The 24,730-nt window shown below is 70.1% G+C and carries 1 protein-coding gene (cut by a window edge); it reads right to left on the bottom strand.

Annotation, left to right across the window (positions count from 1 at the left end; all coding sequences use genetic code 11):
* Nucleotides 1-24,730, bottom strand: the 5' portion of a protein-coding gene (locus tag OHS57_RS06175) for an SDR family NAD(P)-dependent oxidoreductase (protein ID WP_328581292.1). It extends 5,063 nt beyond the left edge of the window; 24,730 of the gene's 29,793 nt are visible here — the first part of the coding sequence; it begins with the start codon at nucleotides 24,728-24,730; its stop codon lies beyond the left edge, outside the window.

Below are 24,730 nucleotides of genomic sequence, written 5' to 3'. Positions count from 1 at the left end.
CCAGCGCTTCCCACGATGTCTCCAGCAGCAGCCGCTGCTGCGGGTCCATGGCGAGGGCCTCACGCGGCGAGATCCCGAAGAACCCCGGGTCGAACTCGCCCGCGTCGTGCAGGAATGCGCCGTGGCGGGCGTACGACGTGCCCCGGCTCGCCGGGTCCGGGTCGTACAGCTTGTCCAGGTCCCAGCCACGGTCGGTCGGGAAGCCCGAGACCGTGTCGCGAGCTTGCGCGAGCAGATCCCACAGGCCTTCGGGCGAAACCACGCCGCCCGGGTAGCGGCAGGCCATACCGACGATGGCGATCGGGTCGTCGTTCACCGCTGTGGTGGCGACGGCGAGGGGGGCGTCTGTGGTGGTGCCGAGGAGTTCGGTGGCCAGGTGGTCGGCGAGCACGGTCGGTGTGGGGTAGTCGAAGACGAGTGTGGTGGGGAGCCTGAGCCCGGTGGCGGTGTTGAGCCGGTTGCGGAACTCGACCGCGGTCAGCGAGTCGAACCCGAGATCCTGGAAGGTCCGGTCCCGGGACACTTCCTGCTCGTCGGAGAACCCGAGGACCGCAACCAGCTGCGAAGTGAGCAACCGCACCAGCTCGTCACGTCGTTCGGCGTCGGTGAGACGGGAAAGCGACTGGCGCAGACTTCCGTCAGCTCCGGCCGTCCCGGCACCGCTGCTCGCGCGACGTACAGGCGTGCGTACGACTCCACGCAGGATCGGTTGCAGCACACCCGACCGGGCCTGCTCCTGGAGGGCCGGCACGTTGAGACGCACGGGAACCAGGAGGTCATGATCGCTGCGAATCGCGAGGTCGAAGAGATCGAGACCCTGTTCGGCGGACAGAGCGGCAACCCCCGAACGCCGCATGCGTTCCAGGTCGACCTCGCCCAGGACACCTGCCATGCCGCCGGTCTCCCACAGGCCCCAGGCGAGGGAGGTGGCGGGCAGACCCTCGGTGTGGCGGTGGGTGGCGAGGGCGTCGAGGAAGGCGTTGGCCGCGTCGTAGTTGCCCTGTCCTGCCGCGCCGAGGATGCCGGAGAGGGAGGAGAAGAGCACGAACGCCGTGAGGTCGAGATCGCGGGTGAGTTCGTGGAGGTGCCAGGCGGCATCCGCCTTGGGCCGCAGGACCGAGTCCATACGGTCGGGCGTGAGCGACGCGATGGTCGCGTCGTCAAGGGTGCCGGCGGTGTGGACGACGGCGGTGAGTGGGTGGTCAGCGGGTACGGAGGCGATGAGTGCGGCGAGGGCGTCGCGGTTGGCGACGTCGCAGGCTGCGGTGGTGACGTGGGCTCCCAGCGCGGTGAGTTCGGTCAGGAGGTCGTCGGCGCCGGGGGCGTCGGGTCCGCGTCGGCTGGCGAGGAGAAGGTGGCGTACGCCGTGCTCGGTGACGAGACGGCGGGCGACCAAGGCACCGAGTCCGCCGGTGCCACCGGTGATGAGGACGGTGCCTTCGGATCCGAAGGCGGTTGCGTCCGAGCTGGGCACGGCTGCCCGGGTCAGCCGTGGAACCCGTATCTCACCAGCACGCAGGGCGAGTTGCGGCTCGTCTGCGGCCAGCGCCCGGCCGAGGGCGCGTACCGACGCGGGATCGTCGTCCAGGTCCACCACGGTGAGCCGGTCCGGCTGTTCCGCCTGGGCGGCTCGTACCAGACCCCATACCGCTGCCTGTACCGGATCGGCGTCGGCCGCCGGATCCGTTGCCACCGCGCCACGCGTGACCACCACGAGCCGCGAGCCGTCGAAACGATCGGCCGTCAGCCACTCCTGGACACGCGCCAGCATGGTGTGCGTGATCCGGTGCACCGAATCCAGAACATCCATGTCCGGCTTGCCCGCTGCGGGGCCGGGGGTGCCGATCAGCACATACGCGGGAACGTCGTCCCGCTCGGCGAGGGCGGAGAGACTCGGACAGGTCTCAGCGCCCGTGCCGAGGTCGTCGCTGCCGAGCACGGCCCACCGGGGCTCCGGCAGGTCCGCACCGGAGGGCAGAGCCGTCCAGTCGATCCGGAACAGTGAGTCACCGTGCCGCGTCTGAGACTGGGCCAGGCTGTCAACGGCAAGCGGGCGCAAGGTCAGCGACCCGATCTCGGCGACCGGCGCACCGGCGGCGTCCGAGAGTGCGAGAGTGACCCGACTGTCCGCGGTGGAGGTGACCCGGACCCGCAGGGCCGTCGCTCCGGTCGCGTACAGGGCGAACTGGTCCCAGGCGAAGGGCAGATACGGCTGCCCGGCCACGGTCTCGCCCAGGAAGTCACCGAGTCCGACGGCATGCAGAGCGCTGTCGAGGAGAGCGGGATGGATACCGAAACGGCCGGCGTCCGCGTGCGCCTCCTCGGGAAGCGTGATGTCGGCGTAGACCCCGTCGCCGTCGCGCCATGCGGCGGTAACGCCCTGGAAGACCTGGCCGTACTCAAGCCCTTGGACCGCCAGATCGCGGTACAGGTCCTGCACGTCGACCGCCTGCGCGCCCTGCGGCGGCCAATTCGTCAGGTCGTAGGCGGGCGTTGGAGCCGTGTCAGCCAAGACACCCTCGGCGTGCCGCTGCCAGTCCCCATCTCCCGCATGGCCGCCCTCGGCTCGCGAGTGAATCGCTACCGGCCGTCGGCCGCTGTCGTCGGCCGATCCGAGAGTGAGTCGGAGCTGTACGTTGCCGTGCTCGGGCAGGACGAGTGGGGCCTGGAGCGCCAGTTCTTCGAGTACAGGTGTGCCGGTCTCGTCGCCTGCACGGACGGCGAGTTCGGCCAGCGCGGCGCCCGGGAGGACGACGGTGCCGTTGACCGCGTGGTCGGCGAGCCACGGCTGGGCCGCCAGCGACAGCCGACCGGTGAGCAGCAATCCGTCAGAACCAGGCAGCTCGGCCGATGCGCTGAGCAACGGATGCTCCACCGTCACCAGGCCCGCCGATGCCATGTCTCCCGCCGGGACGCCGGACTCCAGCCAGTAACGCCGGCTTTGGAAGGCATAGGTGGGCAGGTCGAGATGGCGGGAGGTGGTCGTGGCGAAGTAGGACGTCCAGTCGACGGGTGTGCCGTGGGTGTGGAGGGTCGCGAGGGCTTCGAGCAAGGCGCGTGTCTCGTCGCGGTCCTTGCGGACGGCCGGGATGAACGCGGTGCCTTCGTCGGTGTCGAGGGTCTGCTGGGCGAGGCCGGTGAGGACGCCGTCGGGGCCGACCTCGACGAAGAGGGTGGCACCGGTCGCACGAGCAGCCGTCACGCCGTCTGCGAAGCGGACTGCTTCGCGGACGTGCTGTACCCAGTAGTCGGGGGTGGTGAGTTGGCCGTGTTCGGCGAGCTGGCCGGTGACGTTGGAGATGAGCGGGATGGTCGGCTCGGCGTAGGTGAGGCTCTGGGCGATCTGCCGGAAGTCCGCCAGCATCGGTTCCATCAACGGCGAGTGGAAGGCGTGCGAGACGCGCAGCCTGCGCGTCCGGATCTTGCGATCCGCCAGCAGCTGCCCGATGTCCTCGACCGCTGACTCCGCACCGGAGATGACGACGGCGGTAGGTCCGTTGACGGCCGCGATGCTTACATCGTGCGCGTGGCCTGCCAACAGCGGGAGAACGTCTTCCTCGGGTGCGGCGATGGCGAGCATGGCGCCGCCGGTGGGCAGGGCCTGCATCAGCCGGGCTCGTGCTGCGACGAGGCGGCACGCATCCTCCAGGGAGAAGACCCCGGCAACGTGTGCGGCTGCCAGTTCACCGATGGAGTGTCCGGCGAGTACGTCGGCGGTGATGCCGTACGAGACCAGCAGCCGGTACAGGGCCACTTCGAAGGCGAACAGGGCGGGCTGTGTCATGCCGGTCTCGTCCAACAGCCCGGCCAGCTCAGAGCCTGGCTCGGCGTGGACGACGTCCCGTACCGGCTGTGCCAGCAGCGGATCCAGAACCTCACACACCTCGTCCCAAGCGGCAGCGAACACCGGGAACGTGGCTGCCAGTTCGCGGCCCATGCCCAGCCGCTGACTGCCCTGCCCGGCGAACAGCAGCGCGAGCCTCTTACCCGTACCACTACCGGTCACGACACCCGCGGCAGACGCCCCGGAGGCCAGCGCCGCCAAACCGGCCAGCAGGTCTTCCCGGTCTTCTCCGACGACGACGGCTCGTTCGTCAAGCACCGTCCGCGAGGACACCAACGCCAGCCCCGCCGCGGCGAGATCCGTATCCGGAGCATCCTCCGCCCATTCCCGCAGGCGTGCGGCCTGGACCGCCAGTGCTTCCGGGTTGCGGGCGGAGATCATCCATGGCACGAGCGGCAGTGCCTGCCTGTCAGCCTCGACAGCCGAGTCGGCCAACTCGCCCTGTTCGATGACTACGTGGGCGTTGGTGCCGCTGATGCCGAACGAGGAGATCGCTGCTCGCCGGGGGCGGTCGGACTCGGGCCATTCCTGGGCCTCCGTCAGCAGCTCGACCGCGCCCGCCGACCAGTCCACGTGCGGCGATGGGGCATCCACATGCAGCGTCTGCGGCAGGACACCGTGGCGCATGGCCATGACCATTTTGATGATGCCGGCGACGCCTGCGGCGGCTTGGGTGTGGCCGATGTTGGATTTGATGGAGCCGAGCCACAGGGGGTGGTCTTCGGGGCGGTCTTGTCCGTACGTCGCCAGGAGTGCTTGTGCTTCGATGGGGTCGCCGAGGGTGGTGCCGGTTCCGTGGGCTTCGACGGCGTCGATGTCTGCTGTGGTGAGGTGGGCGTTGGCGAGGGCTTGTCGGATGACTCGTTGTTGTGAGGGGCCGTTGGGGGCGGTGAGGCCGTTGCTGGCGCCGTCCTGGTTGATGGCTGATCCGCGTACGACGGCGAGGACGGGGTGTCCGTTGCGGTGGGCGTCGGAGAGTCGTTCGACGAGGAGCATGCCGATGCCTTCGCCCCAGCCGGTGCCGTCGGCGGACGCGGAGAATGCCTTGCACCGACCGTCGACCGACAGCCCACGCTGCCGGGAGAACTCGATGAACGTGTTCGGCGTGGCCATCACCGTCACACCACCGGCCAGCGCCATGTCGCACTCACCCGACCGCAGCGCCTGCACCGCCCAGTGCAAGGCGACCAGGGACGACGAGCAGGCGGTGTCGACGGTGACGGCCGGGCCTTCCAGACCGAAGGTGTAGGCCACCCGGCCGGAGGCGACGCTGCCCGAGTTGCCGGTGCCGACCATGCCTTCCAACTCCGGCGGCAGCGAACCGATTTGCGAGCCGTAGTCGTGGTACATCACCCCGGCGAAGACACCCGTTCGGCTGCCCCGTAGCTCGGTCGCGTTGATGCCGGCCCGCTCGATCGCCTCCCACGAGGTCTCCAGCAGCAGTCGCTGCTGCGGGTCCATGGCGAGAGCTTCACGCGGCGAGATCCCGAAGAACCCAGGGTCGAAGTGGTCGGCGTCGTGGAGGAAACCCCCCAGACGTGTGTAGCTCGTCCCGGTGCGCTCGGGGTCCGGGTCGTAGAGCTTGTCCAGGTCCCAGCCGCGGTTGGTGGGGAAGGCGCTGATCGCGTCGTCCCCTTGGACGAGGAGTCGCCACAGGTCTTCGGGTGAGGTGATGTCTCCGGGGTAGCGGCAGGCCATGCCGACGATGGCGATCGGGTCGTCGCTGACCCCTGTGGTGGCGACGGCGGTGGGGGTGTCGGTGGTGGTGCCGAGGAGTTCGGTGGCCAGATAGTCGGCGAGCGCCGTGGGCGTCGGGTAGTCGAAGACGAGCGTGGTGGGGAGCCGGAGTCCGGTGGCGGTGTTGAGCCGGTTGCGGAACTCGACCGCGGTCAGCGAGTCGAACCCGAGATCCTGGAACGCGCGGTCCTGGGGCACTGCCTGCTGGTCGGCGAAACCGAGGACCTGCGCCAGGTGGTCACGGACCAGATCGATGATGAGCTGCCCACGCGCGGCGGGAGCGAGTCCGGCGAGCTGCCCCGCGAGTCCGTTCTCTGAAGTGCCGGCGGTGTGCGCGCTGCGCCGCGACGCGGGGCGCAGCAGCCCGCGAAGCATCGACGGTGCGGCGGCGTCGCCCGTGAACGAAGACAGGACGAACTGGGCCGGAACGAGGGTGGGTTGGTCGGAGCTGAGTGTGGCGTCGAAGAGGGCGAGGCCGTCGTCGGGCGAGAGTGGGCTGATGCCGCCACGTTCGAGGCGGCGGAGGTCGGTGTCGGCGAGTTGGCCGGTCATGCCGCCGGTTTCCCACAGTCCCCAGGCGAGGGACGTGGCGGCCAGACCCCGAGCGTGGCGATGGTGGGCGAGCGCGTCGAGGAAGGTGTTGGCGGCGGCGTAGTTGGCCTGCCCTGCCGCGCCGAGGGTGCCGGATACGGAGGAGAAGAGCACGAACGCGGTGAGGTCGAGATCGCGGGTGAGTTCGTGGAGGTGCCAGGCGGCGTCCGCCTTGGGCCGCAGGACGGAGTCCATACGGTCCGGCGTGAGCGAGATGATCGTGGCGTCGTCCAGGACACCTGCGGTGTGGATGACTCCGGTCAGGGCGTGGTCGGCGGGTATGGAGGCGATGAGTGCGGCGAGGGCGTCGCGGTCGGTGACGTCGCAGGCAACCGCGTCCACCTGAGCGCCGTACTCGGTCAGCTCCGCGACCAGCTCCTCAGCGCCGGGTGCGTCCGCTCCACGCCGGCTCGCCAACACCAGATGGCGCACACCGTGCTCAACCACCGCGCGCCGGGCCACCAGCGCACCCAGGCCACCCGTACCGCCGGTGACCAGGACGGTGCCTTCGGACCCGAAGACGGTCCTGTCCGAGCCGGGCACGGCGGCCCGGGTCAGCCGAGGTACCCGTATCCCGCCCGCGCGGATCGCGAGCTGCGGTTCACCGGTCGCGAGTGCGGCGCTGATCGCCCCGGCGGATGCGGGGTCGTCGTCCAGATCGAGCATCACGAACCGGTCCGGCTGCTCCGCCTGCGCGGCCCGTACGAGACCCCACACCGCGGCCTGTACCGGATCAGCATCGTCACCCGCGTCCACGGCCACCGCGCCCCGGGTGACCACCACCAGACGGGAGGCAGCGAGCCGCCCGTCCACCAGCCACTCCTGCACCGCACCCAGTACATGATGGGTCAACGCGCGTGCCGCTTCCGGGACATCATCGGTCGCCGGCTCAGGCAGCCGCAGCAGCACATACTCGGGAAGGTCCCCGGCGATCACGCCGAAGCCTTCGGTTCCGGCTTCGCCCAAGCTCAGCACATCAGCGGGGACGGAGGAGCTGGGCGCAGCGGTCCAGGCGACCTGGAACAGGGAACGGCTGACCGCCGTTCCCGCAACCCGATCGGTGGAGACCGGACGCAGTACCAGGGACCCGATCTCGGCCACGGCCGCGCCGGTGCCGTCCGCGAGGGTCAGCGCCACTCGGCCATCGGCACCTGTGGGCGTGACATGGACGCGGAGTCTGGTCGCCCCCGACGCGTGCAGGACCAAGTGGTTCCAGGCGAAGGGCAGATAGGGGCGGCCTTCCGCGTCGTCCTGGAGGAAGTCGCCGAGGGCGATGGCGTGCAAGGACGCGTCGAGAAGGGCCGGGTGGAGTCCGAAGCGCTCGGAGCCCGCGTGTGCCTGCTCGGGCAGCGTTACCTCCGCGAAGATCTCCTCACCCAGCCGCCACGCTCCGGTCAGACCTTGGAAGACCGCCCCGTACTCGACGCCCTTTCGGGCCAGCTCGTCGTAGAGCATGTCGACAGCGACGGGCTCCGCGCCCTGCGGCGGCCACTGCGTCAGGTCGGTGGACGGTGTGGGTGCGGAGGGTGTGGGAGGTGCGAGTGTGCCCTCGGCGTGTTCGGTCCAGGTGGCGGCGAGACCGTCGTCCTCGGTGCGCGAGTACACGGTCAACCGCCGCTTACCCCCGGCATCGGCGGTATCGACCACCAACTGAAGTTGCACGTTGCCGTGTTCGGGCAGCACGAGTGGGGCCTGGAGGGTGAGTTCTTCGAGTACGGGGGTGCCGGTTTCGTCGCCTGCGCGGATGGCGAGTTCGGCGAGTGCGGCGCCCGGGAGGACGACGGTGCCGTTGACGGCATGGTCGGCCAACCACGGCTGTGTTGCCAGGGACAGCCGGCCGCTGAAGACCATCGATTCCCCGCCCGCCACGTCCGTCGCCGCGCTGAGGAGCGGGTGGTCGACGGAGATGAGCCCGGCGGTGGTGACATCACCGGCGGCTGATCCGGACTCAAGCCAGTAGCGCTCTCGCTGGAAGGGGTAGGTGGGCAGTTCGAGGTGACGGAGTGGGGTGCGGTCGAAGTACGCGGCCCAGTCGACGGGTACGCCGTGGGTGTGGAGGGTGGCGAGGGCTTCGACCACGGCCCGCGCCTCGTCGCGGTCTTTGCGGACGGCGGGCACGAACGCCGCGTTCTCGTCAGCGTCGAGGGTCTGCTGGGTGAGGCCGGTGAGGACGCCGTCGGGGCCGACCTCGACGAAGTGCCTGGCACCCGCTGCGTGGGCTGCGGTGATGCCGTCCGCGAAACGAACCGCCTCACGGACGTGCCGCACCCAGTAGTCGGGGGTGGTGAGTTCGCCCTGTTCGGCGAGCTGACCGGTGACGTTGGAGATCAGCGGAATGGTCGGCTTGTGGTAGGTGAGTGATTGGGCGATCTGCCGGAAGTCGTCCAGCATCGGGTCCATCAGCGGCGAGTGGAAGGCGTGCGAGACCCGCAGCCTGCGGGTACGGATCTTGCGATCCGCCAGCAGCTGCCCGATGTCCTCGACCGCTGACTTCGCACCGGAGATGACGACGGCGGCCGGTCCGTTGACGGCCGCGATGCTCACCTGGTGCTCGCGGCCTGCCAGCAGCGGCAGTACCTCAGTCTCGGGGGTGGCGACGGCGAGCATCGCACCACCACTCGGCAGCGCCTGCATCAACCGGGCACGAGCCGCCACCAGACGGCACGCGTCCTCCAGCGAGAACACCCCGGCCACATGTGCGGCCGCCAGCTCACCGATGGAATGTCCGGCCAGTACGTCGGCGGTGATGCCGTACGAGACCAGCAGCCGATACAGCGCTACCTCGAAGGCGAAGAGGGCCGGCTGCGTCATTCCTGTCTCGTCCAGCCGCCCGGCCAGTTCCGAACCTGGCTCCGCGTGGACCACATCCCGTACCGGGTGCGCCAGCAGCGGATCCAGAATCGCACACACCTCGTCCAAGGCAGCAGCGAACATCGGGAACGCGGCTGCCAACTCCCGTCCCATGCCGAGCCGCTGACTGCCCTGCCCGGCGAACAACAGCGCCAGCTTCCCGCCCGTACCACTGCCGCTCACGACACCAGCAGCGGAGGCCCCCGACTCCAGCGCCTCCAGACCCGCCAGCAGCTCGTCCCGGTCGACGCCCACGACAACTGCCCGCTCGTCCAGCACCGTCCGCGAGGACACCAGCGCGCGGCCCACCGCAGCGACATCCGCCTCCGGAGAACGCACCGCCCACTCCCGCAGGCGTTCGGCCTGCACGGCCAGTGCCTCCGGGTTGCGGGCGGAGACCATCCACGGCACGAGCGGCAGAGCCGGCCCGTCAACCTCGCCCTGAGCCTCCGAAGCCGAGGCCGCCGACTCGCCCTGCTCAATGACCACATGGGCGTTCGTGCCGCTGACGCCGAACGACGAGATCGCCGCCCTGCGGGCCCGGGAGACCTCCGGCCAGGGTTGCGCCTCCGTCAGCAGCTCGACCGCGCCCGCCGTCCAGTCCACATGGGGCGACGGCGCGTCAACATGCAGCGTCTGCGGCAGCACGCCGTGCCGCATCGCCATGACCATCTTGATGATGCCGCCGACACCGGCAGCCGCCTGCGTGTGACCGATGTTGGACTTCAACGACCCCAGCCACAGCGGCCGGTCCTCCGACCGGTCCTGCCCGTACGTCGCCAGAACCGCTTGCGCCTCAATTGGGTCGCCCAGCGTCGTACCGGTCCCGTGTGCCTCCACGGCGTCGATGTCTGCCGTCGTCAGTCCGGCGTTGGCGAGCGCCTGGCGGATCACCCGCTCCTGCGAGGGGCCGTTCGGTGCCGTAAGGCCGTTGCTCGCACCGTCCTGATTGATTGCCGACCCGCGCACCACCCCCAGGACCGGATGACCGTTCCGCCGCGCGTCCGACAGCCGCTCCACGAGGAGCATGCCGACGCCCTCGGCCCACCCGGTACCGTCCGCCGACGCCGAGAACGCCTTGCAGCGGCCGTCGACCGACAACCCGCGCTGGCGGGAGAACTCGACGAAGACGTTGGGCGTTGCCATGACCGTGGCGCCGCCGGCAAGGGCCATGTCGCACTCGCCCGACCGCAGAGCCTGAGCCGCGAGATGCAGTGCCACCAGTGACGACGAGCATGCCGTGTCCACCGTCACCGCAGGGCCTTCCAGCCCGAAGGTGTACGACACCCGGCCCGAGGCGATGCTGCCCGCGCTGCCGTTGATGACGAATCCCTCGAACCCCTCCGGGGCCTGCGGCAGTCGGGAACCGTAGTCGTGGTACATCACACCGGTGAAGACACCGGTACGGCTGCCCCGCAGCCCCGCCGCGTCGATCCCTGCCCGCTCGATCGCCTCCCACGACGTCTCCAGCAGCAACCGCTGCTGCGGGTCCATGGCCGTGGCTTCACGCGGTGAGATCCCGAAGAACCCGGGGTCGAAGCGGTCGGCGTCGTGGAGGAAGCCGCCCTCCCGTGCGTAACTCGTGCCGGAGTGCTCGGGATCGGGATCGTAGAGCCCGTCCAGGTCCCAGCCACGGTTGGTCGGGAAGGTGGTGATCGCGTCGTCGGCCTGGACGAGGAGGCGCCACAGGTCTTCTGGGGAGGTGATGTCTCCGGGGTAGCGGCAGGCCATACCGACGATCGCGATCGGGTCGTCGTTCACGGGCGAACTGGCGGAGGCGACGGGCCTCAGTTCGGCCACGGTGCCGACGAGTTGGTCGCGGAGATGTGCGGCCAGTGCGTCGGAGGTCGGGAAGTTGAAGAGGAGCGTCGCGGGGAGCCGCAGGCCTGTGGCGGTGTTCAACCGGTTGCGGAGCTCGACGGAGCTGAGGGAGTCGAAGCCGAGATCCTTGAAGGCAATGGTCGTGTCGACGGTCTGCGAGGAGGCGTGTCCCAGCGTGAGAGCGACGTGGGTACGGATGAGGTCCAGGAGTGCGCTCACCTGTTCCTCGGCCGGCAGCTCGCGCAACCGGCCCGCAAGCACACCCGAAGCCGTCTGCGCCGCGCTGCCCGCCGTCGCGCGCCGTACCGGAGACCTGACCAGACCACGGAAGACGGCCGGGATCTCGTCCTGCCTGCGAAGGGCCGCAGTGTCGAGGCGGCCCGGAACGACCGACGCCGCGTCGAGCGACAGAGCGGCGTCGAAGAGCGCCAGGCCCTCGGCTGCCGGGAGCGGCGCGACTCCGGTCCTCGCGAGGCGTGCCATATCTGCCGGGCTCAGCGCACCGGCCATACCACTGCCGAGATCCCACAGCCCCCAGGCGAGCGAGGTGGCGGGCAGCCCCTGGGCGCGCCGATGGAGGGCGAGCGCGTCCAGGAAGACGTTGGCTGCGGCGTAGTTCCCCTGGCCCGCACTGCCCACCGTGCCGGCGATCGACGAGAACAGGACGAAGGCCGAAAGACCGAGTTCCTTGGTCAGATCGTGCAGGTGCCAGGCAGCGTCGGCCTTCGGGCCGAAGACCCGGTCGATGTGGGCTGCGGAGAGCGATGCCACCGCGCCGTCGTCCACGATGCCGGCCAGATGGACAACCGCCGTCAACGGCCGTGCTGCAGGGATCGATCCCAACAGCGCGGCGATCTCGTCCCGTTCACGCACATCGCAGGTCGCGATGCCGACCTCCGCGCCGAGCGACTCCAGCTCCGCCACGAGGGCGTCGGCCCCCGGCGCTTCGATGCCCCGACGGGCCGCCAACAGCAGGTGGCGTACGCCGTGTTCGGCGACGAGATGGCGTGCGACCAGCGCGCCGAGTTCTCCCGTGCCTCCGGTGAGGAGCACTGTGCCCTCAGGGTTCCAGGCCTTCCGCTCGCCAGGGCCGCTAGCACCGGTCGCGCCGGTCGCGCCGGTCGCTCCGGTCCTCTCCGGGACAACCGCCAGGCGGGGTACGTGCAAGGCGCCGTGGCGCACGGCCACTTGAGGTTCGCCGGTGGCGCAGGCCGCCAGGATCGCCAGCGTCGAGTCGGCGTGACCGTCCGTGTCGAGCAGTGTGAACCGTCCGCCGTACTCGGACTGCGCGGACCGGACCAACCCCCAGACGGGCGCGACCGACAGTTCAGGTACGTCGCCGTCGCGTGCCGCGACCGCCCCGGTGGTCACAAGAACCAGTCTGCTGTCGGCCAGGCTCTCGTCAGCGACCCACCCCTGAAGCAGCTGGAGCGTCGCGTACATGCTGCGCCGGGCCTCGGCGAGCACATCCACGCCGCTCGCCACAGCAGTGTCCGTTCCTTCCCCGGTCGGCTCGGCTTGCGGCAGTTCTACGAGTACGACGTTGGGCACGTCCTCGCCCACACTGATGGCCTCGCGCAGGGCGGACAGGTCGGCGTAAGAAGCGGCGAGACCGTCACGCGGAGCGGACACCGGGGCACCGCCCAGGGCGACGACCCGCCCCGGCGTGCCCGCGTTCGCGACAGCCGTCGGAGGCAGGGCCGTCCACTCCAGTCCGAAGAGGGAGCCCGCCGAGGCCTCCGACACCGCGGATTCGAGCTGTTCAGCGGATGCCGTCCTGACCCCGAGCGACCGTACGGAGGCGACCGGCAGCCCGGACGGATCCGCGATGTCCACGGACACCTCGCCCGGTCCTGTCGGTGCCATGCGGACACGTAGCGAGGTGGCACCCACGGCGGACAGGGAGACCCCGGACCAGGCGAACGGCAGGTAGGGACGGCCCTCTTCGGCCTTCGGCAGCACGATGCCGAGGGTGATGGCATGCAAGGCTGCGTCGAGGAGGGCGGGGTGCAGGCCGAAGCGTGCCGCGTCTCCGTGGGCCTGTTCCGGCAGGGTGATCTCGGCGTAGACCTCGTCACCGTCGCGCCATGCGGACGTCAGTCCCTGGAAGACCGGTCCGTACGCAAGACCCGCCCCGGCCAGGTCGTCGTACAGCCCGTCCAGCGAGACCGGCTGTGCGCCGAGCGGCGGCCACTGCGTCAGGTCGTACGACGGTGCCAACTCGACGGGTGCCAGGGTGCCTTGTGCGTGCCGCAGCCAGTTCGATGTGTCCTGGACCCGGGAGAAGACCGTGATGCCGCGCAGCCCCGCGTCGTCAGGACTGTCTACCAGCACCTGGAGTTGCACGGACCCTTCCTGAGGAAGGACAAGCGGTGCTTCCAGGGTCAGTTCGGCCACTGCTTCGCAGTCACCGGTCTGTGCTGCGGCCTCCAACGCCAGCTCCACGACTGCCGTGCCCGGGAGCAGTGCGTTTCCGAGGACGTTGTGGTCGGCGAGCCAGGGGTGGGTGGTGAGGGCGAGCCGTCCGGTGAGGGTGAGGTGGTCGCTGTCCGGGGAGGGCACGGCGGCGGTGAGGAGGGGATGGTCGATGGGCGCGAGTCCGGCGGTGGTGACGTCGCCGGTCCTGGATGTCGAGTTGAGCCAGTAGTGCTCGTGTTGGAAGGCGTAGGTCGGTAGCGCCACGTGCTGGGCCGGCACGGTGGCGAAGTACGGTGCCCAGTCGACGCGTACGCCGCACGTGTGGAGCGTCGCCAGCGCCTCGACTACGGCGCGTGTCTCGTCGCGGTTCTTGCGGACGGCCGGGACGAATGCGGTGTTGTCGTCGGTGTCGATGGTCTGCTGGGCGAGGCCGGTGAGGACGCCGTCGGGGCTGACCTCGACAAAGAGAGTGGCACCGGTTGCACGGGCCGCTGTCACTCCGTCCGCGAAGCGGACCGCCTCGCGGACGTGCCGCACCCAGTAGTCGGGGGTGCTGAGCTGCCCCTCCTCGGCAAGCTCACCGGTGACGTTGGAGATCACCGGGATGGTGGGCTCCGCGTAGGTGAGGGTCTGGGCGATCTGCCGGAAGTCGTCCAGCATGGGGTCCATCAGAGGGGAGTGGAAGGCGTGCGAGACCCGCAGCCTGCGGGTCCGGATCTCCCGACCGGCCAGCAGCTGCCCGATGTCCTCGACCGCTGACTCCGCACCGGAGATGACGACGGCGGCGGGTCCGTTGACGGCCGCGATGCTCACCTGGTGCTCGCGGCCTTCCAGCAGCGGAAGTACGTCCGCCTCGGGTGCGGCGACGGCGAGCATGGCGCCACCAGACGGCAGGGCTTGCATCAACCGTGCGCGAGCCGCCACCAGACGGCATGCATCCTCCAGCGAGAAGACCCCCGCCACATGCGCGGCTGCCAGCTCACCGATGGAATGCCCGGCCAGTACGTCCGCCGTAACTCCGTACGAGGCCAGCAGCCGGTACAGGGCCACCTCGAAGGCGAACAGGGCCGGCTGTGTCATCCCGGTCTCGTCGAGCAGCCCAGCTAGCTCCGAACCCGGCTCCGCGTGGACGACGTCCCGTAGCGGGTGTGCCAGCAGCGGATCCAGAACCGTACACACCTCGTCCAGCGCGGCAGCGAACACCGGGAACGTGGTTGCCAGTTCGCGGCCCATGCCCAGCCGCTGACTGCCCTGCCCTGCGAACAGCAGCGCGAGCTTCCCGCCCGTACCGCTGCCGGTCACCACACCGGCAGCCGATGTCCCGGAGGCCAGTGCCTCCAGGCCCGTCAGCAGCTCGTCCCGGTCGGCGCCCACCACAACCGCCCGCTCATCGAGCGGCACCCGGCTGTCGACCAGCGCCCGGCCCACCACGGCAGGAGAGGTCTCGGCAGCCCCTGCAGCCCATTCCCGCAGACGGGCCGCCTGGGCGGCCAGCGCCTCCGCGTTGTGCGCCGAGATGACCCACGGCACCAGCGACGGTTCCGGTCGGTCCGTCTCGACAGTGGAATCCGTACGTTCGTCCTGCTCGATGATCACGTGTGCGTTCGTGCCGCTGAACCCGAACGACGAGACCGCCGCCCGCCGGGGGTGGCCGAACTCGGGCCAGTCCTGGGGCTCGTTCAGCAACTTCACAGCGCCCGCCGACCAGTCCACGTGTGGTGTGGGCTCGTCCGCGTGGAGCGTCTGCGGCAGCACGCCGTGCCGCATCGCCATGACCATCTTGATGATGCCGCCCACACCGGCAGCCGCCTGGGCGTGGCCGATGTTCGACTTCAGCGACCCCAGCCACAGCGGCCGGTCCTCGGCACGCCCCTGCCCGTACGTCGCGATCAGGGCCTGCGCCTCGATCGGGTCACCCAGCGTCGTGCCGGTCCCGTGTGCCTCGACAGCGTCGATATCCGACGTCGTCAGGCCCGCATTCGCCAGCGCCTGGCGGATCACCCGCTGCTGCGACGGGCCGTTCGGCGCCGTGAGGCCGTTGCTCGCACCGTCCTGGTTGATCGCCGACCCGCGCACCACCGCCAGGACCGGATGACCGTTCCTGCGGGCATCCGACAGCCGCTCCACGAGGAGCATGCCGACGCCCTCGGCCCAGCCGGTACCGTCCGCCGACGCCGAGAACGCCTTGCACCGGCCGTCCGCGGACAACCCCCGCTGCCGGGAGAACTCGATGAAGGTCCCCGGCGTGGCCATGACCATCGCGCCGCCGGCGAGTGCCATGTCGCACTCGCCCGTGCGCAGGGCTTGCGCCGCCAGGTGTAGTGCCACCAGCGATGACGAGCATGCGGTGTCCACCGTCACCGCTGGACCCTCGAAGCCGAAGGTGTACGACACCCGGCCCGAGGCGATGCTGGCGGAGCCGCCCGTGAGGAGGTACCCCTCCATGCTCTCCGGGGCTTCGTGCCGTCGTGGGCCGTAGTCCTGCGGAGCGATGCCCGCGAAGACTCCGGTACGGCTGCCGCGCAGCTCGGTCGCGTTGACCCCGGCCCGCTCGATCGCCTCCCACGACGTTTCCAGCAGCAACCGCTGCTGCGGATCCATCGCAAGCGCCTCACGCGGCGAGATCCCGAAGAACCCCGGATCGAACTCACCGGCCCCGTAAAGGAATCCGCCATGCCGGGCGTAAGAGGTGCCCCGGTTCTCCGGATCGGGGTCGTACAGCTTTCCCAGATTCCAGCCGCGATCCGCAGGGAATTCACCGATCACATCGGCGCGTGAGGCAACCAGGTCCCACAGCCCCTCCGGGGACACCACCCCACCCGGATACCGGCATGCCATGCCCACGATCGCGATCGGCTCGTCGAAGGCGGCGGCTGAACTGCCGTACGTACCAGCGGTGACCGAGGCCTGTGCAGCCTCCTGGCCCAGCAACTCCGTGCGGAGATAGGTGGCCAGAGCCTGTGGTGACGCGTAGTCGTACAGCAGCGAACTCGGCAAGCTCACGCCGGTCGCAGCGACGAGCCGGTTGCGCAGCTCGACGGCCGTCAGGGAATCGAAGCCCGCGTCCTTGAACGCCTTCCCCGCCCCGATCAGACCGGGCCGGACATGACCGAGGACCAGCGCCGCCTGGCTGCTCACCAAGTCGACGAGGATGTGCTCCTGTTCGTCGAGGCCCATCCCGAGCAGTCGCTGGGCCAGGGGAGTCGCGGCTGGTGTGCGCTCGGCGTCGCCGACCGTGCGCCGAGTGGCCTGCGTACGGACCATGCCACGCAACAGGGCGGGGACGGGGCTGCCTTGTGCACCGACCCTGGCGAGGTTCAGCCGGGCCGGTACGGCATGCGTCGCATCCTGCGCCAGCGCCGAGTCGAAGAGCGCAAGCCCTGTGGTCTGCGGAAGGGGCGCGATGCCCAGGCGGGTCCACCGGGCCAGGGCGGTCGGGTCGAGGGTTCCGGCCATGCCGTCGGCTGAGTCCTCCCACAGGCCCCAGGCGAGGGAGGTGGCCGGCAGGCCGAGGGCTCTGCGGTGCGTGGCAAGGCCGTCGAGGAAGGCGTTGGCAGCCGCGTAGTTCGCCTGGCCCGCGCTGCCCAGCGTGGCTGCCACGGAAGAGAACAGGACGAAGGCCGTCAGATTCAGATCTCGGGTCAACTCGTGCAGGAGCCAGGCGCTTTCCGCCTTGGGCCGCCACACGGCATCCAGCCGCTCCGGAGTCAGCGCCGATGCGACGCCGTCGTCCAGGACACCGGCAGCGTGTACGACGGCCGACAGCGGACGGTCGGCAGGGACGGCGGCGATCAGCCGGGCGAGCGCGTCGCGGTCGGCGACATCGCAGGCGACCAGTTCAGCGTGCGCGCCGGACTCCGCAAGTTCGGCGACGAGTTCGGCGGATCCAGCGGCGGCGGACCCGCGCCGGCTGGCCAACACCAGATGCCGGACGCCGTGTTCGGTGACGAGATGACGCGCGACGAGACGGCCCAGTGTGCCGGTGGCGCCCGTGATCAGGACGGTACCTGTCGAACTCCACGGCTCCGTCGACACGTCGGCCTGTACGGCCTGTGCGTCCGGCGCGGTTCGCTCCGTCAGCCTGGGGACCCTGATGTGTCCTGCACGGAAGGCTACTTGGGGTTCGCCGGAGCCGAGGGCTGCGACGACTGCCCGTACGAAGCCGGTGTCCCCGACTTCGCCCACGCTCTCGCCAACGCCTTCGTCCACGTCCAACAGGACGAACCGGTCCGGATGCTCGGTCTGTACGGACCGGACCAGGCCCCAGACGGCCGAGCCGGCCATCGTCGCGGCTTCGCCTACCGCGTCGACCTCCGCGCCCCGGGTGAGCAGGACGAGCTTGGACGCCGCGAACCGGTCGTCCGCAAGCCACTCCTGCACCGTGGACAGCACACTCTGTACGCAGGCGCGCGCATGCGACGCGGCGTCCTCCGGAGCCGAGCCCAGCGCGCAGGGCACCAGAACGAACTCGGGTGCCGACACACCGTCCGTGAGGGCCAGGCCCAACTCCGCCAGTCTCGTGTAGTGCGCAGTGGGCCAGGACTCTGAGGCGTCCGCCACGAGCACGGTCCGGTCCAGGACCGCATCCGCGTGATCGCCGGTCACCGGCACGGTGATCCAGTCGACGTCGAACAGTCCGCCGAGGGCGCTGCCAGGGGTGGCGGAGATACTGTCCTGCGGCAGCGTGCCTAGCGTCACGGCCTCCACGGTCGCCACCGCGGCCCCGGTGTGTTCGGCGACGTCCACGCGCACGTTTCCGGCGGCTGTCTGCGAGATGCGCGCGCTCAGGCGTCCGGCCCCTGTGGCGTACAGGGACACGCCCTGCCATGCGACGGGCAGCGGGACGGAAATCGCATCCGTGTCCGTGTCCGCGTCGGAGGAGAGGCGTGCCGCGTGGTGGGCGTGCAGCACCGTGTCGAGCAGAAGCGGGTGCAGGCCAAAAGCGGTGCGGGAGGAAAGCAGCTCCTCGGGCAGTTCCACCTCGACAAACGTGTCGGTCCCGCGCTGTCTGACCTCTTGCAGCACGGGATACAGCGGACCGCTGTCGTAACCGTGATCCGCCAGCCGGTCGTACACGCTCTCCACCGGAACGACCACGGCGTCGGCGGGGCGCATGTCGAGCCGCTCGGCGGTGGGGGAGAGGCTGGGCTGTGCGGTGGTGAGTACGCCGGAGGCGTGCAGCGTCCAGTCGTGCGCGACGTGGTCGCTCGCGCGACGGGTGTGGACGCTGAGCACGGACCGGCCCGAGTCGTCCGGTGCGGTCACCGCGACCTGAAGGTGCAGAACGTCCCCGTGCGCATCGGCCAGGGTGATCGGAGCGGCGAGTGTCAGCTCCTCGATGTGACCGCAACGCACCTCCTCTCCCGCTCGCAGGGCCAGTTCCACGAGGGTGGAACCGGAAAGCACGACAGCCGAGGGCGCCGCCGTGTCCAGCGCCGGCCAGGGGAGCGAGGCGGCGGACAACTGCCCGCTGAGAATCACGGATCCGCCGGCGACTTCTGTCGCGGCGGTGAGGAGGGGGTGGTCGATGGCGGTGAGTCCGGCGGTGGTGACGTCGCCGGTGGCGGTTGTCGCGTTGAGCCAGTAGTGCTGGTGCTGGAAGGCGTAGGTGGGGAGTTCGAGGTGGCGCAGGGAGGTGCGGTCGAAGTACGTGGCCCAGTCGACGCGTACTCCACGGGTGTGGAGGGTGGCGAGAGCTTCAAGCAGGGCGCGTGTCTCGTCGCGGTTCTTGCGGATGGCCGGGACGAAGGCGGTGGTGTCGCCCGTGTCGACGGTCTGCTGGGCAAGTCCGGAGAGAACCCCGTCCGGACCCACCTCGACAAACAGCGTCGCACCGCCGGTGCGAGCCGCTGTCACGCCGTCGGCGAAGCGGACCGCCTCACGGACGTGCTGTACCCAGTAGTCGGGGGTCGTGAGCTGGCCCGGTTCGGCGAGCTGCCCGGTGACGTTGGAGATCAGCGGGATCGCTGGCTCTGCGTAGGTCAGGCCTTCCGCCACCTGCCGGAAGTCGTCCAGCATGGGGTCCATCAGAGGGGAGTGGAAGGCGTGCGAGACGCGCAGCCTGCGGGTCCGGATCTTGCGAGCGGCTAGGAGCTGCCCGATGTCCTCGACCGCTGACTCCGCACCGGAGATGACGACGGCGGCGGGTCCGTTGACGGCCGCGACACTCACCTCGTGCTCGCGGCCTTCCAGCAGCGGAAGTACGTCAGCCTCGGACGCGGCGACGGCGAGCATCGCACCACCAGACGGCAGCGCCTGCATCAACCGTGCGCGCGCCGCCACCAGACGGCACGCGTCCTCCAGGGAGAAGACCCCGGCCACATGTGCGGCCGCCAACTCACCGATGGAGTGTCCGGCCAGTACGTCCGCCGTAATCCCGTACGAGACCAGCAGGCGGTACAGGGCCACCTCGAAGGCGAACAACGCCGGCTGCGTCATGCCGGTCTCGTCCAACATCCCGGCCAGCTCCGAGCCTGGCTCCGCGTGAGCGACGTCCCGTACCGGGTGTGCCAGCAGCGGATCCAGAACCGCGCACACCTCGTCCCATGCGGCAGCGAACACCGGGAACGAGGAAGCCAGTTCGCGGCCCATGCCCAGCCGCTGGCTCCCCTGCCCTGCGAACAGCAGCGCGAGCTTCCCGCCCGTACCACTGCCGCTCACGACACCAGCAGCAGACGCCCCGGACGCCAGCGCCGCCAAACCCGCCAGCAGCTCGTCCCGGTCCTCGCCGACCACGACCGCCCGCTCATCAAGCAGCGCGCGCCCCGTGGCAAGCGCCTGGCCCACCGCAGCGACATCAGCCTCCGGAGCGTCCACCGCCCACTCCCGCAGACGAGCAGCCTGGACGGCCAGCGACTCCGCGTTGCGGGCGGAGATCATCCACGGCACGAGCGGCAGAGCCAGCCCGTCAGCCTGCGCCTCTGCCTCCACGGCCGAGTCGGCCAACTCGCCCTGCTCGATGACCACATGGGCGTTGGTCCCACTGATCCCGAACGACGAGACCGCTGCCCGCCGGGGGTGGCCGGACGCGGACCACTCCCGGGACTGGGTCAGCAGCTCGACGGCGCCCGCCGTCCAGTCCACGTGCGGCGACGGCGCGTCGACATGCAGCGTCTGCGGCAGCACGCCGTGCCGCATCGCCATGACCATCTTGATGATGCCGCCCACACCCGCAGCCGCCTGCGTGTGGCCGATGTTCGACTTCAGCGAGCCCAACCACAGTGGCCGGTCCTCGGCCCGCCCCTGCCCGTATGTCGCGATCAGGGCCTGCGCCTCGATCGGGTCGCCCAGTGTCGTCCCCGTACCGTGCGCCTCGACCGCATCCACCTCAGCACCGGCAAGACCGGCGTTGGCCAGCGCCTGCCGGATCACTCGTTCCTGTGAGGGGCCGTTCGGTGCCGTGAGGCCGTTGCTCGCTCCGTCCTGGTTGATCGCCGACCCGCGCACCAGCGCCAGCACGGGATGACCGTTCCGGCGCGCGTCCGACAGCCGCTCCACGAGCAGCATGCCGACGCCCTCGGCCCACCCGGTACCGTCCGCCGACGCCGAGAACGCCTTGCAGCGGCCGTCCACCGACAAGCCCCGCTGCCGGGAGAACTCCACGAACATGCCGGGAGAGGCCATGACGGTGGCGCCGCCGGCGAGGGCCATGTCGCACTCGCCCGAGCGCAGGGCCTGCGCCGCCAGGTGCAGGGCTACCAGCGAGGACGAGCACGCGGTGTCCACCGTCACCGCGGGACCCTCGAAGCCGAAGGTGTACGACACGCGACCCGAGGCCACGCTGACCGAATTGCCGGTCAGCGCGTAGCCCTCCGCTCCCTCGGCCGCCTCAGCGGCTTCGTGGAGACGCGGGCCGTATTCCTGCGACATGGCGCCGGCGAAGACGCCGGTACGGCTGCCCCGCAGCCCGGTTGCGTCGATCCCCGCCCGCTCGATGGCCTCCCAGGAGGTCTCCAGCAGCAGTCGCTGCTGCGGATCCATCGCCAACGCCTCACGCGGCGAAATCCCGAAAAACCCCGGATCGAACTCCCCGGCCCCATACAGGAATCCGCCGTGCCGGGCGTACGAGGTCCCCCGGCTCTCCGGATCCGGGTCGTACAGCTTCTCCACATCCCAGCCACGGTCAGCCGGAAACTCACCCACACCATCCCGAGCCCCCGCCACCAGATCCCACAAACCCTCCGGCGACACCACCCCGCCCGGATACCGGCACGCCATCCCCACAATCGCGATCGGATCATCGTCAACCGGAGCCTTGGCCGGAATGACCGGCGTCAACCCATCCTCAAAGTCGGTGAGTTGTGTCAGCAGATGAGTGACGAGGGAGTGCGGGGTGGGGAAGTTGAAGAGGAGCGTCGCGGGGAGCTGAAGTCCGGTCGCCGTGTTGAGCCGGTTGCGCAGCTCAACAGCGCTGAGGGAGTCGAAGCCGAGTTCCTTGAACGCGAGCGTGGCATCGACGGTTCGGGAGGTGGCGTACCCGAGGGTCAGGGCGATCTGCGTGCAGACGAGGTCCAGCAGCTCGCGTTCCTGCTCCTCGACCGACAGCGCGCCGATTTTGCCGGCCAAGGACGTCACAGACGGTTCGACAGCTACGACCGCCACCGGGGCAGCACCGGCCGCCGTAACGGCGCCCGAGCCCGCAACGGTGTCCGAGTCCTGGAGCCAGTGCCTGTCCCGCTGGAACGCGTACGTGGGCAGCTTGACGCGCCGCCCGCCCGATCCGTCGTACACCGCCTCCCAGGCCACTCCGGCGCCTCGCACGTACAGCCTCGCCAGTGCCTGGTGCACGGTGCCGGTCTCGGACCGTCCGTCGCGCAGCGCGGCGACGAAATCGGCGTCCGCTGTGCCGTCCAGGCACTGTTGCCCGAGGGCCGTCAGTACGGAGCCGGGGCCGATCTCGACGTATACGGCTACGTCTTCGGCGGCCAGCGACCGGATGCCGTCGCCGAAGCGGACCGCCTCACGCACATGGCGCACCCAGTGGTCGGGCGAACCGAGTTGGTCGGCGGTCGCGTACGTGCCGGTGAGGTTCGTGACGATCGGGAGAGTGGGTGCGTGGTAGGTCAGCGACTCGGCCACCTGCCGGAACTCGTCCAGCATCGGTTCCATCAGCGGGGAGTGGAAGGCGTGGGAGACCTGCAGCCGATGGACTTTGCGGCCGGCGGCGCGGAAGGTCTCGGCGATCTCCTCGACACGGTCCCGCTCGCCCGAAATGACGGTGGAGGCCGGCCCGTTGACGGCGGCTACGCCGACGGACGCCGATGCTTCACCTTCCAGGTGGGGGAGTACTTCCTCCTCCGTCGCCTGGACGGCGATCATCGCGCCGCCGTCCGGCAGGCTCTGCATCAGACGCCCGCGAGCGGAGACGAGCGTGCAGGCGTCCGGCAGGCTGAGCACTCCGGCGACATGGGCGGCGGAGATCTCACCGATGGAGTGCCCGATCAGATGGTCGGGGCGTACGCCCCAGCTCTCGTAGAGACGGGTGAGCGCGATCTCGAAGGCGAAGAGCGCGGGCTGCGCGAAGGCTGTCCGGTGGAGCAGTTCCGCCTCAGGGGTGCCTTCGGCGCTGAACATCACGGCGCGCAGCGGCACGGAGAGCTGGTCGTCGAGGACGGCGGCGATCTCGTCCAGAGCGGCGGCGAACACGGGATGGGCGTCGTACAACTCACTTCCCATGCCGGGGCGTTGACTGCCCTGCCCCGAGTAGAGGAAGGCGACGCCGGCCGGCCCGGTGCCGGGTGTGTGGCCCGTGACGACACCGGCGGTGGGCTCGCCACGCGACAGCCGGTCCAGGGCGTCCGCTGCGTCCTCGGTGGTGGTGGCCACGACTACCGCCCGGTGCGCGAAGGCCTCGCGTGTGGTGGCCAGGGCGAGCGCGGTGTCGACCAGCCGGGCCGGGGATTCGTCGGAGGCGCCAGCCGCAGCCTCACCGTCCACGTCGGCGAGCAGATGGTCGCGCAGGCGCGCCGCCTGGCCGCGCAGTCCTGCCTCGCTGTGCCCGGAGAGCGGCAGCAGAACCGGACCGTGGTCCCGCTCCGTCGATGCCGATGCCGATGCCGATGCCGATGCCGATGCCGATGCCGATGCCGATGCCGATCCCGACGCCTGAGCCGGAAGTCCGCCCAGCGGCGCACCCTTCGCCACCCCGCTCTGCTCGAACCCGGCCAGGATCACATGGCAGTTGGTGCCGCCCATGCCGAAGGAACTGACCCCGGCGAGCGGCGGTACGTCGGTGCGCGGCCACGGCGTCAGCTCCGTGTTCACCCGCAAGTTGAGTTCGTCCAAAGGGATCAGCGGATGAGGGGTCTCGAAGTTCAGGGACGGCGGCAGCTGCCGGTGGTGAATGCTCAGCGCGGCCTTGAGCAGCCCGACGATGCCCGCAGCGCCCTCCAGGTGGCCGACGTTCGTCTTGGCGGAGCCGACGAGCAGCGGTGCGCCCGGTTCCTTCGCCGTACCGATGGCGGCGCCGAGCGCCCGCGCCTCGATGGGGTCCCCGATCCGGGTGCCGGTCCCGTGCAGTTCGACGTACTGGACGTCTGCCGCCGCCACCCCCGCCCGGCGGCAGGCCAGTCGGACGACTTCTTCCTGCGCGTGCCGGTCGGGGACCGTCAACCCCTCGCTGGCACCGTCGTTGTTGACGGCGCTGCCGGCGATCACGCAGTACACCTGGTCGCCGTCGGCCAGGGCGCGGGCCAGTGGTTTGAGTACGACAACGGCGCCGCCCTCGCCACGGACGTAGCCGTTGGCGCGGGCGTCGAAGGTGAAGCACCTGCCGTCCGGGGACAGTCCGCCGAACTTCGCCGCTGCGACCGTGCCTTCAGAGGTGAGGTTGAGGTTGACGCCGGCGACGATCGCGAGGCCGGACTCGTTGTCGCGCAGGCTTTGGCAGGCCATGTGGACGGCGGTCAGCGAGGCGGACTGGGCGGAGTCGACCGTCATACTGGGACCGCGCAGGCCGAGCGTGTACGACACCCGGTTGGCGAGCAGCGCCCGGCTGAGGCCGGTGAGACTGTGCCGGGTGACCGCTTCGGGGCCGTTGCCCTGGAGGAGGGCCGCGTAGTCGCCGGCCATGGCACCGACGAACACGCCCGTGGTGGACTGCCGCAGACTGCCGGGCACGATTCCGGCGTCCTCGAGCGCTTCCCAGCTCAGTTCCATGACGAGCCGCTGCTGGGGGTCCATCATCGCGGCCTCGTTCGGCGGAATTCCGAAGAAGCCGGCGTCGAATTCGGTGATGCCGTCGATGAAGCCGCCGTGCCGGACGTTGGCCCTGCCGGGGGCGGCCGAATCCTCGTCGAAGAAGTCGTAGGAGTTCCACCGGTCGGCGGGCACTTCCGTGATGGCGTCCCGGCCGTCGGAGAGGAGCCGCCAGAATGATTCCGGGTCGCCGGCCTGGGGAAGGCGGCACGCCAGACCGACGATCGCCACCGCGTCTTCGGAAACGTCACGAGAGGGAAGTTCGAAGGACAT

The organism is Streptomyces sp. NBC_00370, from assembly GCF_036084755.1.
Classification (GTDB): Bacteria; Actinomycetota; Actinomycetes; order Streptomycetales; family Streptomycetaceae; genus Streptomyces.
The sequence above is the reverse complement of the archived record's forward strand: the minus strand, read 5'-3'. Positions and strand labels throughout refer to the sequence as shown.